The organism is Microbacterium sp. LWH11-1.2 (assembly GCF_038397745.1).
In the GTDB taxonomy this organism is placed as follows: domain Bacteria; phylum Actinomycetota; class Actinomycetes; order Actinomycetales; family Microbacteriaceae; genus Microbacterium.
Window position 1 is genome coordinate 1,617,963 of the sequence record NZ_CP151636.1, and the last position, 12,545, is coordinate 1,630,507.

A 12,545-nucleotide genomic window follows, 5' to 3' on the forward strand; every position below is an offset into this window, starting at 1 on the left:
AGTCGAGGCGATCGTCAGGTCGCGTTCCAGAGGTCCCGGTAGTAGGCGAGGCGCTCGCGATCGGGTTCGAGACCGTAGGCCTCGATGAGTGCGTCCTCCCAGCCGGGGCCGTAGTTCCACTCCGTGCTCATGGAGGCGACGGCCAGGTCGGCCCAGCGGTCGGCGGTCCCGAGCAGCGCGAGGTCGACGTGGGCGATCCAGCGCCCGTCGTCGCCGACGAGGGTGTTCGGGCAGCAGGCGTCGCCGTGGCTGACGACGAGGCGATCGATGGGCGGGGCGGTGCGCAGCGTGTCCGGCACCTCGATGCCGCGCCCTTCGGCGTTCGCGATGCGCGAGGCGATGCTCCACTCCCACGGGCACTCCTCGACGGGGAGCGCGTCGTGCATCGCCCGCAGGGCCTCGCCGACGGCGCGCACAGCGGTCGCGGGTTCGGCGACCCAGCGCGGGTCCACGGCGCTGAGGCCGTCGATCGCCGCGGTCACGAGCCACTCGTGCGTGTCATCCTGTCCCTGCTCGATCACCGTCGGCACGGCGATCCAGCGGGAGGCCCAGGCCATCCGCTCGGCCTCGTCCTGCAGGCTGAACTCGAGGTTCCGCGGTCCCCACTTGATGTAGAACGGATCGCCTGCACCTGTCGCTCGGAAGGTGAGCCCGCCGTAGTCGTTGTCCCAGACGCAGACCAGGTCCGCACCACGCGCGAGGCGGCGGACCTTCTCGGGGACGGCGACCGGTTCCGTGGGAATCGTCATGCCTCCATCCTGACGCACGGTGCGATACCCGGACCCGGCTTCGTGACTGCACGGAGAACCACGTAGGCTGAGACTGCGTTTCAGAAGCAGCAGTCGCACACGTTCGAAGGAGAACAGATGCAGGTCAGCGGACAGGGTGCTCTCATCACGGGAGGGGCGTCCGGGCTCGGGCTCGCCACAGCACGACGACTCACGAAGGCGGGCGCGCACGTCACCATCGTCGACCTCGCCTCGTCGAAGGGCGCGGAGATCGCCGAAGAGCTCGGCGGACTGTTCGTGCCCGCCGACGTCACCAGCGCCGACGAGGTGCGCGATGCCGTCGCCGCGGCCCAGGCGGCCGCACCGCTGCGCGTCGTCGTGAACTGCGCGGGGATCGCTCCGCCCGCCAAGGTGCTCGACCGCGACGGGAACCCCGCCGTGCTCGCCGACTTCGAGCGCGTGGTCCGCATCAACCTCGTCGGCACGTTCAACGTGACCTCGCAGGCCGCTGCCGTCATCGCGAAGAACGAGCCCACCGAGAGCGGCGATCGCGGCGTGATCGTGAACACCGCGAGCGTCGCGGCCTTCGACGGGCAGATCGGCCAGCCCGCCTACTCCGCGTCCAAGGGCGGCGTGCACGCGATGACCCTCCCGGTGGCCCGCGAGCTCGCCCGCTACGGCATCCGCGTGTGCACCATCGCCCCCGGCATCATGGAGACGCCGATGCTGATGGGGCTGCCGCAGGCCGCGCAGGACTCGCTCGGCCAGCAGGTGCCGTTCCCGTCGCGCCTCGGCCGTCCCGACGAGTACGCCGCGCTGGTGGAGCACATCGTCGACAACGGCTACCTCAACGGCGAGACCATCCGTCTCGACGGCGCCATCCGCATGGCGCCGAAGTAACCCGTCCGGCAGATCAGAGGAGCACCCATGTCACTGGCAGGCAAGACCATCCTGATGTCCGGCGGAAGCCGCGGCATCGGCCTCGCGATCGCGCTGCGTGCGGCGCGAGACGGCGCGAACATCGCGATGCTGGCGAAGACCGACACCCCGCATCCGAAGCTCGAGGGCACGGTGCACAGCGCGGCCGAGGAGATCCGCGCCGCGGGAGGGCAGGCGCTGCCGATCGTCGGCGACGTGCGCGACGACGACGACATCACCGAGGCCGTCCTGAAGACGCAGGGCGAGTTCGGCGGCATCGACATCGTGATCAACAACGCCAGTGTGATCGACCTGTCGCGCTCGCTCGAGCTCGGCGCCAAGAAGTACGACCTCATGCAGGACGTCAATGTGCGCGGAACGTTCATGCTGTCGCGCGCCGCGGTCCCGATCCTCAAGGATGCCGAGAACCCGCACATCCTGTCGCTGTCGCCGCCCCTGAACCCGACGCCGAAGTGGCTCGGCGCGCACACCGGGTACACGCTGGCGAAGTTCGGCATGACGATGGTGACGCTCGGCCTGGCCGCGGAGTTCGCCCGTGACGGCATCGCCGCGAACACGCTCTGGCCGCGTACGACGATCGCCACCGCGGCGGTGCAGAACCTCCTCGGCGGCGACAAGGTCATGGCGGCGAGCCGCACGGCCGACGTCTACGCGGATGCCGCCTACGCGGTGCTGCTCAAGCCCGCCGCGAGCTACACGGGCCAGACGCTCATCGTCGAGGACGTGCTCGAGGCCGACGGCGTGACGGACTTCTCCGGCTACGCCGCGATCCCCGGGACGCCCGACTCGGCGCTGTTCCCGGACATCTTCCTCGACTGAACGGGCTCAGAACAGCAGGTAGACCGCACCCACGACGGTGAGCACGATCACGATGCGGTCGAACAGCCGCTGGTCCATGCGCTTCGCGAGACGGATGCCGGCGAGGGCGCCGATCACCACCAGCGGGGCGAGCACCGCGTCCATCAGCAGCACGGGCACGTGGAACAGGCCGAGTCCTGCGAGGAACGGCACCTTGACCAGGTTGATGATGGCGAAGAACCAGGCCGAGGTGCCGAGGAACACCTGCACGGGTGTCCGCGTCGCGAGGAAGTACATCGACATCACCGGTCCGCCTGCGTTGGCGACCATCGTGGTGAAGCCGCCGAGCGTGCCGTAGACGCCGGACAGCAGGATGCCGCCGGGGGCGGGCGCCGCGGCATCCGCTCTGTCCTGCCGCCAGCGGCGCCACAGCGTCACGGCGATCATGAGGAGCAGGATCACGCCGATCGCGCGCCGCACGATGCCATCGCCGGCGAGCGCGAGGAACGCGAAGCCGACCAGCAGCCCTGCGACGACGGCCGGCGCGAGACGCAGCAGCGTCGGCCAGTGCGCGTGGCGGCGGTACGCGATCAACGCGAACACGTCGCCGACCATGAGCAGGAGCAGCATCGCCGCCGTCGAGGTGCGGGCGGGCAGCACGGCGGCGAAGAGTGCGATCGCCAGGATGTTGCCACCGGGGATCGCGGTCTTCGAGATGCCGATCGTGATGGCGGCGACGGCGAGGGCCGCCCATGCCCACGGCTCGAGGCCGATCATCGGTCGATCTCGGCGACGATCGCGTCATAGCCCCGACTCGCGGCGAGTTCGCGGGGGAGGACGCCGTCGCCGTCGGGGATCGTCACGTCGGCACCGCCGTCGATCAGTGCGCGCACCACGTCGACGTAGGCGCCGGACCCGTCGCCGAGCACGATCGCCTCGTGCAGCGCCGTCCAGTTGAGGTCGTTCACGTGGTTCGGGTCGACGCCCGCCTCCAGCAGGATCCGCACGGTGGCGAGCAGGCCGCGCTCGGATGCCGGGATCAGCGCCGTGCCGCCGAAGCGGTTCGTGCTCGTCAGGTCGGCGCCGTTGTCGAGGGTGAGGCGCAGGATCTCGTCGTGACCGCGGGCCCCCGCGTAGAGGTAGGCCGAGTCCTGGATGTCGTCCTTCGCGTTCACGTCGGCGCCCGCTTCGATGAGCACGCTCGCGGCATCGACGCTGTTCGCCTTGGTCGCGATCACGAGCGCCGTCATCCCGCCCTCACCCCGTGCCTCGATGTCGGCGCCGGCGTCGAGCGCCTTCGCGACGGCGTCGGCATCGCCCGTGCCGACCGCATCGAGCAGGTCACGGGTGGCTTCGGACACGGAGGACTCCTCAGACGGCGGCGGCGTTTCGGCGGAGGCGGTGCACGCCGTGGCGGCCAGGGCCGTGCTCGCCGCGATGGCCGCGGCGACCAGCATCCGTCTCGTTCTCATCGTTCTGGTATACCAAACCAAGCTGAACGTGACCGAATGCGTCGCAGAGTGACGGCGGCGGAGCGCGTCAGCCGCGGACGGCGGACAGCGCTGTCGCGAACCGTGCCGCGCGCTGCTCGATGTCCGTCCAGTCGGATGCCGCGATCGACGCGCCGTTCGCCAGATCGCCGCCGGCTCCGACCGCCACCGCACCCGCGGCGAACCACGCCGCGAGGTTGTCGGGGCTGACGCCGCCGGTGGGCATGAGGGGAGCGTCGGGGAACGGCCCGCGCAGCGCGCCGAGGTAGGAGGGGCCGCCGAGAGAGGCGGGGAAGATCTTGACGACGTCGACGCCCAGCGCGAGTGCGCTCATGACCTCGGTCGGGGTCATCGCGCCGGTCATCACGACACGGCCGGTGTCGAGCATGGTGCGGGTCAGGTCGGGGAGCGTGCCGGGACTCACGAGGAACTCGGCCCCGGCGTCGGCGGCGAGCGCCGCCTGCTCCGGAGTGGTCACGGTGCCGGCGCCGACGTAGGCGGCATCCCCGTGCCGGGCGATCAGCTCGCGGATCACAGCCGGGGCATCGGGCGTCGAGAACGTGACCTCGATGCCCGTGACGCCGCCGCGGATGATCGCCTCGGACGCCTCCAGAGCGAGTTCGGGCGAGGGAGCGCGGAGCACGGCGAGGATGCCGGTGGTGCGGGCGCGGGCGAGACGGTCGGACATCGGTTCTCCTCGGGGTGGGGTGCCCCCATTCTCGCGGAACACAACCTGTAATTACAAGTTGTCTCAGTGCGTGCGGCCGGGAACCCAGGCGTCGATCAGGAGCTTGGACTCCTTGAGCCCGAGGCCGGTGTGCTCGCGAAGCACCTTGATCGCGACGATCCGCTGATCACCGGCGACCAGCTCGTCGATGTCGGAGGCGACGGGTGCCGGCAGCGACGCGCGCACCGAGGCGGGCGTGTGCGCCGCCGGAGTGATCGAGGAGTACGCGGCGGTGGCGTTCGAACGGGCAGCGAGGTGCGGAGCCGTCGTGCTGATGGACCAGTGCTCGACGCGGTCCTTCGCCTCCTTCAGGCCGACGCCCGTGACGTCGCGGAACAGCTTGATGGCGTGGATCTTCTGCCCTGCCGCGATGAGCCGGTCGATCTCGGCGACGACCTGCGGGGTGAGACCCGAGGCGGTCGTGGCCGCGGACGACGCGGGCAGCGAGCGTGCGGTCGTCGGCGAGGGCGTGAACACCTGGGGTTCGGGGAGCTTCGGTCGCATCCCTCGGAGCGCGGCGGACAGGATCACCACGACGACGACCAGGCCGACGACGATCCCGATGATCCAGACGATGGTGTCCATGGGGTCAGTCTAGGGACGCCCCGTCCCGCGCCCCAGGGCCTTCCCACCCGCCACCGCGTACCCTTGTACGTATGACCGACACTCCCCGCACGCGCGAGACGCGCCCCGCAGCATCCGCGTCCGCCCCGGAGGGTCGACCCGCCCAGGGCAAGGTCCGCTCCACGAAGCCCGCCCAGGTGCGTCCGGCAACCGAGGGCTGGACGCAGCAGAAGGATGCCGAGGGGCGTCCGCTCCTGCAGTTCGCGAGCCCGAAGCGGGGGAAGCCCCCCGTGCACCTCGCCGACCTCACCCCGGCCGAGCGGGTCGAGAAGGTCAAGGAGCTCGGGCTCCCCGGCTTCCGGGCGAAGCAGCTCTCCACGCACTACTTCCGGCACTACACGTCGGATCCCGCCGAGATGACCGACCTCCCCGCCGGCATCCGCGAGGATCTCGTCTCGGGGATGCTTCCGCCGCTGCTCACCGAGGTGCGCCGGCTCGAGACCGACCGCGGCGACACGATCAAGTTCCTCTGGCGCCTGCATGACGGTGCGCTCGTCGAGTCGGTGCTCATGCGCTACCCCGGTCGCATCACGCTCTGCGTGTCGAGCCAGGCCGGCTGCGGCATGAACTGCCCGTTCTGCGCGACCGGGCAGGCGGGCCTGACCCGCAACATGTCGACCGCGGAGATCATCGAGCAGATCGTGCGCGCGAACCGCCTGATCGCCGAGGGCGGTCTCGGCGGCAAGAAGGCGGACGACCACAGCATGGAGCGCGTCTCGAACATCGTCTTCATGGGCATGGGTGAGCCGCTCGCCAACTACAAGCGCGTCATGGATGCCGTGCGATCGATGGTGGCCCCGCAGCCCGACGGCCTGGGCATGAGCGCTCGCGGCATCACGGTGTCGACGGTCGGGCTCGTGCCGGCGATCAAGAAGCTCGCCGACGAGGGCATCCCCGTCACCTTCGCGCTGTCGCTGCACGCGCCCGACGACCACCTGCGCGACGAGCTCATCCCGGTGAACTCCCGGTGGAAGGTCGACGAGGCGCTCGACGCCGCGTACGACTACTACGCGAAGACCGGTCGCCGCGTCTCGATCGAGTACGCGCTGATCAAGGACATGAACGACCACGCCTGGCGCGCCGACCTCCTCGCCGAGAAGCTCAACCAGCGCGGCCGCGGCTGGGTGCACGTGAATCCGATCCCGCTGAACCCGACGCCGGGATCGATCTGGACCTCGTCGGAGACCTCGGTGCAGAACGAGTTCGTGCGGCGCCTGAACGACGCCGGCATCCCGACCACCCTCCGCGATACCCGCGGCAAGGAGATCGACGGCGCCTGCGGTCAGCTGGTCGCGACGACGGAGGACGAGGCCGCCTCGGCCGCGATGGCCTGACCTGCCCGACGCGGTTCCGCCGACCGGCGGGCGTCGCGGGCGCCGAGCTGCTCGGCTCGGTCGAGCCAGCGGGTGACGGTCGCCTCCTTCGCGTCCTTGACGCCGAGCATCCGGTGGGTGCGCACCGAGCGGATGCCGCACAGGCGCATCGTGTTGCGCGCGACGTGCGTCTGCGCGGGGAGACCGGTCAGCGGCGCCGCGAACCACGGGGTGTCGGCGAGCAGGAGCAGGCGCCCGCGACGTGCGGGCAGCAGGCCCTCGGGGAGTCCGAGCTTCGTGTAGCGGTACTCCTGCTGCGGAAGAAGAGCCCGGTCGAAGAAGCCCTTCAGCACCGCGGGCACCGACCCCCACCACAGGGGCGTGGTCACCACCACGGTGTGCGCCTCGCTCAGCGCTCGCTTGGCCTCGACGAGGTCCGGCTCGAGCGTCATCCGCTCGCGGTATCCGAAACGCAGATGCGGATCGAAGTCGAGGTCGCGCAGCGCGAGCACGCGGGCGTCGCCGTGCCCTGCGGCATAGCGCTGCGCGAGCGCGGCGGTCAGAGAGCGGGCGTCGGGGTGGCCGTCGATCACGAGAGCGGGCATGGCTGCGTTCCTATCTGGACAGTGTCAAGCTGGTGGACACTGTCAAGATAGGAGACAATGTTGCTCATGTCAAGTTCGAAGGACGGCTACCACCACGGCGATCTCGCCCGCGCGCTCGAGGATGCCGCGATGCAGCTGCTGGAGCGGATGCCGGCCGCGGAGATCAGCCTTCGCGAGGTCGCTCGCGCGGCGAACGTCAGCCACAACGCTCCGTATCACCACTTCGCCGATCGGCTCGGACTGCTGAAGGCCATCGCCGAGCGCAGCATGGCCGACCTGCTGGAGCAGGTGCGGGTCGCCTCGGTCGCGGCAGGCACCCCCCGAGAACGGCTCATCGAGGGTGGATCGGCGTACATCCGCTTCGCGGTCGAGCATCCGCACGCCTTCGACGCCGTCTACGATCCGACGGTCTGCGTCCCCGGATCGCCGACCGCCACCATGGCGCCGCTCATCCAGGGTCTCGAAGACGTGCTGGCCGAGTCGGCCACCGCGGCAGGCCTCGACACCCCGGCCGATGGACTGGCGCTGTGGGGGCTGATCCACGGGCTGGGCACCCTCGCCGCTGCCGGCCACTTCACGCTCGACCACGCCATCGTCGCGCATGCCGCGACCGTCGACCGGCTCCTCGGAGAGCCGAACCTGTGAGTCGTTCAAAGCCTTCTTCCACGGGATGCACAGGCGACCTTTCGTAGATTGTCGGGATGCCCTATTCCGCCCATCGACCGGGTCGCTACGACTCGCAGGGTCGGATCGTCCTCGACAGCGACCCGAACGCCGAGACCGACGACTTCGACTTCCTGCGCGAGTTCGAGCCCACCGGCACCGACGACGTGACCCGCGAAGTGCCCGTCACCGCGCCTGCAGGGGAGACGACGGAGCAGCCGTCACCCGCTCCGAAGCCGGCGCGCAAGCCCCGGGTCCGCAAGCCGCGTCGCGCGCGCACGCCCGGTTCCCGCGCCAGGACTCTGGCGATCCTCGGTGGTGCGGAGGGCGAGATCCTCGACCGCGTCCCCGGCGAGACCCCGCGCTTCGTGCAGATGTTCTTCGTCCTCGCCGGGACCGCACTGGTCTCGGCGATCTCCATGCTGTTCGCCTTGACCACCGGCGTTCAGGCGGCGATGTGGCTGGCCGTGCCGCTGGCACTCGTGTGGGCGCTCATCATCTTCAACCTCGACCGGTTCCTGACGTCGACCATGGCGTCGACCCGGAACGTCTGGAAGCTCATCGGCCTCGCGATCCCGCGAGTGATCATGGCGGCGATCATCGGCTTCGTGGTCGCCGAGCCGCTGGTGCTGCAGATCTTCCACAACGACATCGCACGCGAGGTCGCCTCGACCAACATCACGCAGTCGCAGTCCGACCAGGAGGCCCTCGAGTCGGGGCCGGAGAAGATCGCTCTGGACGCTGCATCCGACCGCGTCGCCGAGCTGGAGAACCAGGCCGCGACCGGAATCGTCGCCGGCACGGATTCGTCCTCGGCGACCGAATCCGCCGCGCAGGCGACGGTCGACGACCTCACCGCCAAGATGACCGCGCAGCAGGCGGTCATCGATCAGGCCCGCCTGCTGTACCAGTGCGAGCTCACCGGCGAGGGCGCGGGCACGGTCCCCGGCTGCACCGGAGTCAACGGCGAGGGCGCGAGCTCGGATGCCGCCGAGGCGCAGCTCGCCGAGGCGCAGCAGACCTACGACGCGCTGGCCGCGCAGCTGCGCACGGCGAACGACGAGCTCGCCGCCGCCGGCACGTCCGCCAAGGAGAACACCTCGGCGTCGGAGTCGCAGAACCGCGAGCAGGCGCAGTCGCAGCTGCCGGGGGCGCGCGACACCTACGACCAGGCTCTCGCGGCATACAACGCGCGCGCGGATGCCGTGGCGCAGGGCAACGCGGGAGCTGTCGGACTGCTGAGCCAGATCAGCGGACTCAACCGGCTGAGCGAGAAGGAGCCGACGATCCTGTGGGCGCACATCCTGATCGCGGCGCTGTTCTTCATGATCGAGCTGCTGCCCGTGCTGGTGAAGGTCCTCACGAGCTACGGGGACCCGAACCTCTATGAGAAGGCCGCGGCCATCCGCAAGCAGGTCGCGCTCGACAAGGTGACGGCCGAGGGCTTCCGCGACCGCGCCGAGATCGTGACGACGCAGTCGCAGGGGATGCAGGCGGATGCCGCCGGCTCCGGTGAACCGCAGACCCGCGCCGAGCGCCGCGAGGCGGCCGAGGCGGCCGAGGCGCAGGAGCGCGAACGGGCCGAGAAGCGCGCGCAGGCGCAGACCCTCGACGAGCAGGAGCAGCTGGTCCGTCCGACAGTCGGCTGAGCCGGCGAAGGCGGCTCAGCCGCGTCGGGAGCACAGGAACCGCAGGCGAGCGGGCTCTCAGGCGAGCTGGAGAAGCCGCTCCGGCGTGGACGTGCTCGTGGAGGTCGGATCGGGGCTGCCGAGATCGCGGATGCGGATGCGGCGGATCGCCGGATCGCCGATCACCGCGTCCGCGATGGATCGGATCAGGGCGACGGTCGACGGGCTGTGCGTCCAGCGCGCACCGGCGAGCTCCGCGTCGATCCGGGCGAGCGGGCCCCGGAGCGCCGGGTCGTGCTGACGGGAGTCCTCGCTGAGCCACTCGACGAGCGCGCCGATGGTCCAATCTGGGTCGATTGGACCGAGATCGGGTGAAGTGCTGGCGAAGAACGTGTCCATTGGTCCAGAATCGGGTCTCATGAGCATCGATCACAGGGCCAATCCGGCGCCAGTGGACCACGGATCGGACACAGGATCATCGACCGTGCTCGTTCGGGCCGGCGAGGTGTCGTCCGAGGGGCTCTCCGGGCGACTGGGGCGCTGGACCCACGGCGACGGCACTCTCGCGGGCCGGCTCGCGCGCGGAATCGCGGGCCTCATCGAGACCGGCGAGCTGCGTCCCGGTGACCGCCTCCCCGCCGAACGCGCGCTCGCCGCCGCCAGCTCGGTGTCTCGGGGCACCGTCGTCGCGGCCTATGCCGACCTCGCCGAGAGCGGGCTCGTCGAGCGGCGGCAGGGGAGCGGAACGCGCATCGCGGGCTCCGCGGCATCCGTCGCCCCCGTGCAGCGACCGGGTCGCGGCGAAGCGCTGTTCTCCGCCCTGCCGAACGCGATCGACCTGCTGCGGACCGTCCCGCAGATCCCCGAGCTCGCCGTGCAGCTGATCCGCGACCATCAGCCACGGCTCGACCTCGCGCTCCTGCCCGAGACGGACCCCGCTGGACTCCCCGTCCTGCGCCAGCTCATCGCGGAGATGTACCGCGCCGAGGGCACGCCGACCACTCCCGAGCAGATCCTCGTGACGCACGGAGCGCAGCAGGCGATCAGCCTCGTCGTGAACGCGCTCGTCGGCCCCGGCGACGTGGTGCTCGCGGAGGAGATCACCTGGCCGGGGGTCACCGACTCGGTGGGGCTGCGCGGCGGCACGGTGCACGGCATCCCGATGGGGCCGGACGGGCTCGACGTCGACGCGCTCGAGCAGGCGCTTGCGCGGCTGCGGCCCGCACTCGTCGCGCTCAACCCGCACCACCAGAACCCGACCGGGACGCGTCTGCCCGTCGCCGCCCGGCGCCGCGTCGCGGAGCTCGCCGCGGTCTACGGCGTGCCCGTGATCGAGGACCGCGTCGTCGCAGGCATCTCCTTCGACGGCGTCGTGCCGCCCACCCTCGCGGCAGAGCGGGCCGATGCGCCGATCATCGTCGTCGAGTCCGTCTCGAAGTGGGCGTGGGCGGGGCTGCGGATCGGCTGGCTGCGCGCCGAGCCGGTGCTCGTGCGGCGGCTGCGCGGCGCACGGCAGCTCGCCGACCAGTCCACCAGTGTGCCGGGGCAGCTCATCGCGCTCGACCTCATCGCGCACGCTGAGGAGCTGCGGCGTGCGAACAGCCGCATCCACCAGGAGCGCCTCGGGCTCCTCCGACGCCTGATGGCCGAGCACCTGCCCGACTGGCAGGTCGACCCGCCGCGTGGTGGCCTGTCGCTCTGGGTCGCGCTGCCCGCGGGATCCGCCGACGCCCTCGCCCGGATCGCGGCCACCCACGGCGTCTCGATCGCCGGGAGTGCCGCGTTCGCGGCATCCGTCTCCTCCGACGACCACATCCGGATCCCGTTCACCGCACCCGACGACGTGCTCACGGAGGGCATCCGCCGGCTCGGCGCGGCGTGGCGCGAGTATCGGGAGACTCTCGGGCGTGCTTCCTAGGATGACGATGTCCGCCTGAGACCGGTCACGGAATCCCGCCCTCGGCCCGCTCGGCAGCGACTAGCGTGGGAACATGGTCAACTATCGCTATCTCGGAAACAGCGGTCTCAAGGTCTCGGAGATCACCTACGGCAACTGGGTCACCCACGCATCGCAGGTCGGCGATGACGCCGCCGTGAAGACGGTCCACGCGGCGCTCGACGCCGGCATCACCACATTCGACACCGCAGACACCTATGCCAACACCGCCGCCGAGGTCGTGCTCGGCAAGGCTCTGGAAGGACAGCGCCGCGAAGGGCTGGAGATCTTCACGAAGGTCTACTTCCCGACCGGCCCGAAGGGTCCGAACGACACCGGCCTGAGCCGCAAGCACATCCTCGAGTCGATCAACGGCTCGCTGAAGCGCCTCGGAACCGACTACGTCGACCTGTACCAGGCGCACCGCTTCGACTACGAGACGCCGCTCGAGGAGACCTTCCAGGCCTTCGCCGACGTCGTGCGTCAGGGCAAGGCGCTGTACATCGGCGTCTCGGAGTGGACCGCCGAGCAGCTGCGCGAGGGCCACGCGATCGCGAAGCAGCTCGGCGTTCAGCTCATCTCGAACCAGCCCCAGTACTCGATGCTGTGGCGGGTCATCGAGGGCAAGGTCGTCCCGGCATCCGAAGAGCTCGGCATCTCGCAGATCGTCTGGTCGCCGATGGCGCAGGGGGTGCTCAGCGGCAAGTACCTCCCCGGTCAGCCGGTGCCCGAGGGATCGCGCGCGACCGACCCGCACAGCGGTGCCGACTTCATCAAGAGCTTCCTGCAGGACGACATCCTCACCGCCGTGCAGCGGCTCAAGCCGATCGCCGACGAGGCGGGCCTCTCGATGCCGCAGCTCGCGATCGCGTGGGTGCTGCAGAACCCGAACATCGCCGCGGCGCTGGTCGGAGCATCCCGTCCGGAGCAGCTCGCCGAGACGGTCAAGGCCTCGGGCGTGAAGCTCGACGCCGACACGCTCGCGGCGATCGACACGGCACTCGGCGATGCGGTCAACCGCGACGCCGAGCACACCTACTCGGTCTCGCCGAAGCACCGCCTGACCTGAGCCTCGCGTTCCGGTCGCGAAAACG

15 protein-coding genes are annotated in these 12,545 nt (G+C 70.5%); 8 read left to right on the top strand and 7 right to left on the bottom strand.

Annotated features, from left to right (window positions below; translation table 11 throughout):
* Positions 1-14 precede the first annotated feature (14 nt).
* Positions 15-749, bottom strand: coding sequence for an aminoglycoside 3'-phosphotransferase (locus MRBLWH11_RS07685; protein WP_341947398.1), 735 nt, complete (start codon positions 747-749; stop codon positions 15-17).
* 117 nt (positions 750-866) lie between these two features.
* Between MRBLWH11_RS07685 and MRBLWH11_RS07690 the strand changes: the two genes are divergently transcribed.
* Entirely contained in the window at positions 867-1,628 is a 762-nt protein-coding gene (locus MRBLWH11_RS07690) for an SDR family NAD(P)-dependent oxidoreductase (protein WP_341947399.1), read from the top strand.
* 27 nt (positions 1,629-1,655) lie between these two features.
* Positions 1,656-2,486, top strand: a complete 831-nt coding sequence (locus tag MRBLWH11_RS07695) for an NAD(P)-dependent oxidoreductase (protein ID WP_341947400.1) — start codon at positions 1,656-1,658, stop codon at positions 2,484-2,486.
* Positions 2,487-2,492: 6 nt separating this feature from the next.
* Here MRBLWH11_RS07695 and MRBLWH11_RS07700 read toward each other — a convergent pair whose 3' ends face one another.
* On the bottom strand, positions 2,493-3,242 hold the full coding sequence (locus tag MRBLWH11_RS07700; RefSeq protein WP_341947401.1) for a sulfite exporter TauE/SafE family protein: 750 nt from the start codon (positions 3,240-3,242) through the stop codon (positions 2,493-2,495).
* A complete protein-coding gene (locus MRBLWH11_RS07705; protein ID WP_243408783.1) occupies positions 3,239-3,826 on the bottom strand; it encodes an ankyrin repeat domain-containing protein in 588 nt (195 codons plus the stop codon). Before MRBLWH11_RS07705 ends, MRBLWH11_RS07700 begins: the two co-directional genes overlap by 4 nt.
* Between MRBLWH11_RS07705 and MRBLWH11_RS07710 the strand changes: the two genes are divergently transcribed.
* Positions 3,813-3,989, top strand: a complete 177-nt coding sequence (locus MRBLWH11_RS07710) for a hypothetical protein (RefSeq protein ID WP_341947402.1) — start codon at positions 3,813-3,815, stop codon at positions 3,987-3,989. The two genes, MRBLWH11_RS07705 and MRBLWH11_RS07710, sit on opposite strands and share 14 nt — an antisense overlap.
* 15 nt (positions 3,990-4,004) lie before the next feature.
* Here MRBLWH11_RS07710 and MRBLWH11_RS07715 read toward each other — a convergent pair whose 3' ends face one another.
* Together MRBLWH11_RS07715 and MRBLWH11_RS07720 are read right to left on the bottom strand one after the other, a co-directional pair.
* Positions 4,005-4,643 carry a bifunctional 4-hydroxy-2-oxoglutarate aldolase/2-dehydro-3-deoxy-phosphogluconate aldolase gene (locus MRBLWH11_RS07715; protein ID WP_341947404.1) on the bottom strand — a complete coding sequence of 213 codons (639 nt, stop codon included), beginning with the start codon at positions 4,641-4,643 and terminating at the stop codon, positions 4,005-4,007.
* A 63-nt stretch (positions 4,644-4,706) separates the two neighbouring features.
* On the bottom strand, positions 4,707-5,267 hold the full coding sequence (locus MRBLWH11_RS07720; protein ID WP_341947405.1) for a ribosomal protein L7/L12: 561 nt from the start codon (positions 5,265-5,267) through the stop codon (positions 4,707-4,709).
* Positions 5,268-5,338: 71 nt separating this feature from the next.
* Between MRBLWH11_RS07720 and rlmN the strand changes: the two genes are divergently transcribed.
* Positions 5,339-6,640 carry a 23S rRNA (adenine(2503)-C(2))-methyltransferase RlmN gene (gene rlmN / locus MRBLWH11_RS07725; RefSeq protein WP_341947406.1) on the top strand — a complete coding sequence of 434 codons (1,302 nt, stop codon included), beginning with the start codon at positions 5,339-5,341 and terminating at the stop codon, positions 6,638-6,640.
* Here rlmN and MRBLWH11_RS07730 read toward each other — a convergent pair.
* Positions 6,589-7,224 carry an NAD(P)H-dependent oxidoreductase gene (locus MRBLWH11_RS07730; protein ID WP_116633833.1) on the bottom strand — a complete coding sequence of 212 codons (636 nt, stop codon included), beginning with the start codon at positions 7,222-7,224 and terminating at the stop codon, positions 6,589-6,591. The genes rlmN and MRBLWH11_RS07730 overlap by 52 nt on opposite strands.
* A 66-nt stretch (positions 7,225-7,290) precedes the next feature.
* Here MRBLWH11_RS07730 and MRBLWH11_RS07735 point away from each other — a divergent pair, with 66 nt between their 5' ends.
* Both MRBLWH11_RS07735 and MRBLWH11_RS07740 read left to right on the top strand, forming a co-directional pair.
* On the top strand, positions 7,291-7,869 hold the full coding sequence (locus MRBLWH11_RS07735) for a TetR/AcrR family transcriptional regulator (RefSeq protein ID WP_341947408.1): 579 nt from the start codon (positions 7,291-7,293) through the stop codon (positions 7,867-7,869).
* 56 nt (positions 7,870-7,925) lie between these two features.
* Positions 7,926-9,536 carry a DUF4407 domain-containing protein gene (locus tag MRBLWH11_RS07740; RefSeq protein ID WP_341947409.1) on the top strand — a complete coding sequence of 537 codons (1,611 nt, stop codon included), beginning with the start codon at positions 7,926-7,928 and terminating at the stop codon, positions 9,534-9,536.
* 57 nt (positions 9,537-9,593) lie between these two features.
* On the opposite strand, the gene MRBLWH11_RS07745 is transcribed toward MRBLWH11_RS07740, so the two are convergent.
* Positions 9,594-9,914 (bottom strand): hypothetical protein, encoded by a 321-nt coding sequence (locus tag MRBLWH11_RS07745; protein ID WP_341947410.1) that lies wholly within the window; start codon positions 9,912-9,914, stop codon positions 9,594-9,596.
* Between the two features lie 85 nt (positions 9,915-9,999).
* On the opposite strand from MRBLWH11_RS07745, the gene MRBLWH11_RS07750 reads away from it, so the two are divergent.
* Positions 10,000-11,433: a PLP-dependent aminotransferase family protein gene (locus MRBLWH11_RS07750; RefSeq protein ID WP_341947411.1), complete on the top strand. Its 1,434-nt coding sequence runs from the start codon at positions 10,000-10,002 to the stop codon at positions 11,431-11,433.
* 73 nt (positions 11,434-11,506) lie between these two features.
* Positions 11,507-12,520, top strand: coding sequence for an aldo/keto reductase family protein (locus MRBLWH11_RS07755; RefSeq protein ID WP_341947412.1), 1,014 nt, complete (start codon positions 11,507-11,509; stop codon positions 12,518-12,520).
* Positions 12,521-12,545: the final 25 nt, after the last annotated feature.

Bases quoted from the DNA above. Each gene is read 5' to 3' on its own strand.
- rlmN (WP_341947406.1), top strand. From the start codon at position 5,339: ATGACCGACACTCCCCGCACGCGCGAGACGCGCCCCGCAGCATCCGCG.
- MRBLWH11_RS07715 (WP_341947404.1), bottom strand. From the start codon at position 4,643: ATGTCCGACCGTCTCGCCCGCGCCCGCACCACCGGCATCCTCGCCGTG.
- MRBLWH11_RS07720 (WP_341947405.1), bottom strand. From the start codon at position 5,267: ATGGACACCATCGTCTGGATCATCGGGATCGTCGTCGGCCTGGTCGTC.
- MRBLWH11_RS07690 (WP_341947399.1), top strand. From the start codon at position 867: ATGCAGGTCAGCGGACAGGGTGCTCTCATCACGGGAGGGGCGTCCGGG.
- MRBLWH11_RS07685 (WP_341947398.1), bottom strand. From the start codon at position 749: ATGACGATTCCCACGGAACCGGTCGCCGTCCCCGAGAAGGTCCGCCGC.
- MRBLWH11_RS07745 (WP_341947410.1), bottom strand. From the start codon at position 9,914: ATGGACACGTTCTTCGCCAGCACTTCACCCGATCTCGGTCCAATCGAC.
- MRBLWH11_RS07695 (WP_341947400.1), top strand. From the start codon at position 1,656: ATGTCACTGGCAGGCAAGACCATCCTGATGTCCGGCGGAAGCCGCGGC.
- MRBLWH11_RS07735 (WP_341947408.1), top strand. From the start codon at position 7,291: ATGTCAAGTTCGAAGGACGGCTACCACCACGGCGATCTCGCCCGCGCG.
- MRBLWH11_RS07755 (WP_341947412.1), top strand. From the start codon at position 11,507: ATGGTCAACTATCGCTATCTCGGAAACAGCGGTCTCAAGGTCTCGGAG.
- MRBLWH11_RS07700 (WP_341947401.1), bottom strand. From the start codon at position 3,242: ATGATCGGCCTCGAGCCGTGGGCATGGGCGGCCCTCGCCGTCGCCGCC.
- MRBLWH11_RS07730 (WP_116633833.1), bottom strand. From the start codon at position 7,224: ATGCCCGCTCTCGTGATCGACGGCCACCCCGACGCCCGCTCTCTGACC.
- MRBLWH11_RS07740 (WP_341947409.1), top strand. From the start codon at position 7,926: ATGCCCTATTCCGCCCATCGACCGGGTCGCTACGACTCGCAGGGTCGG.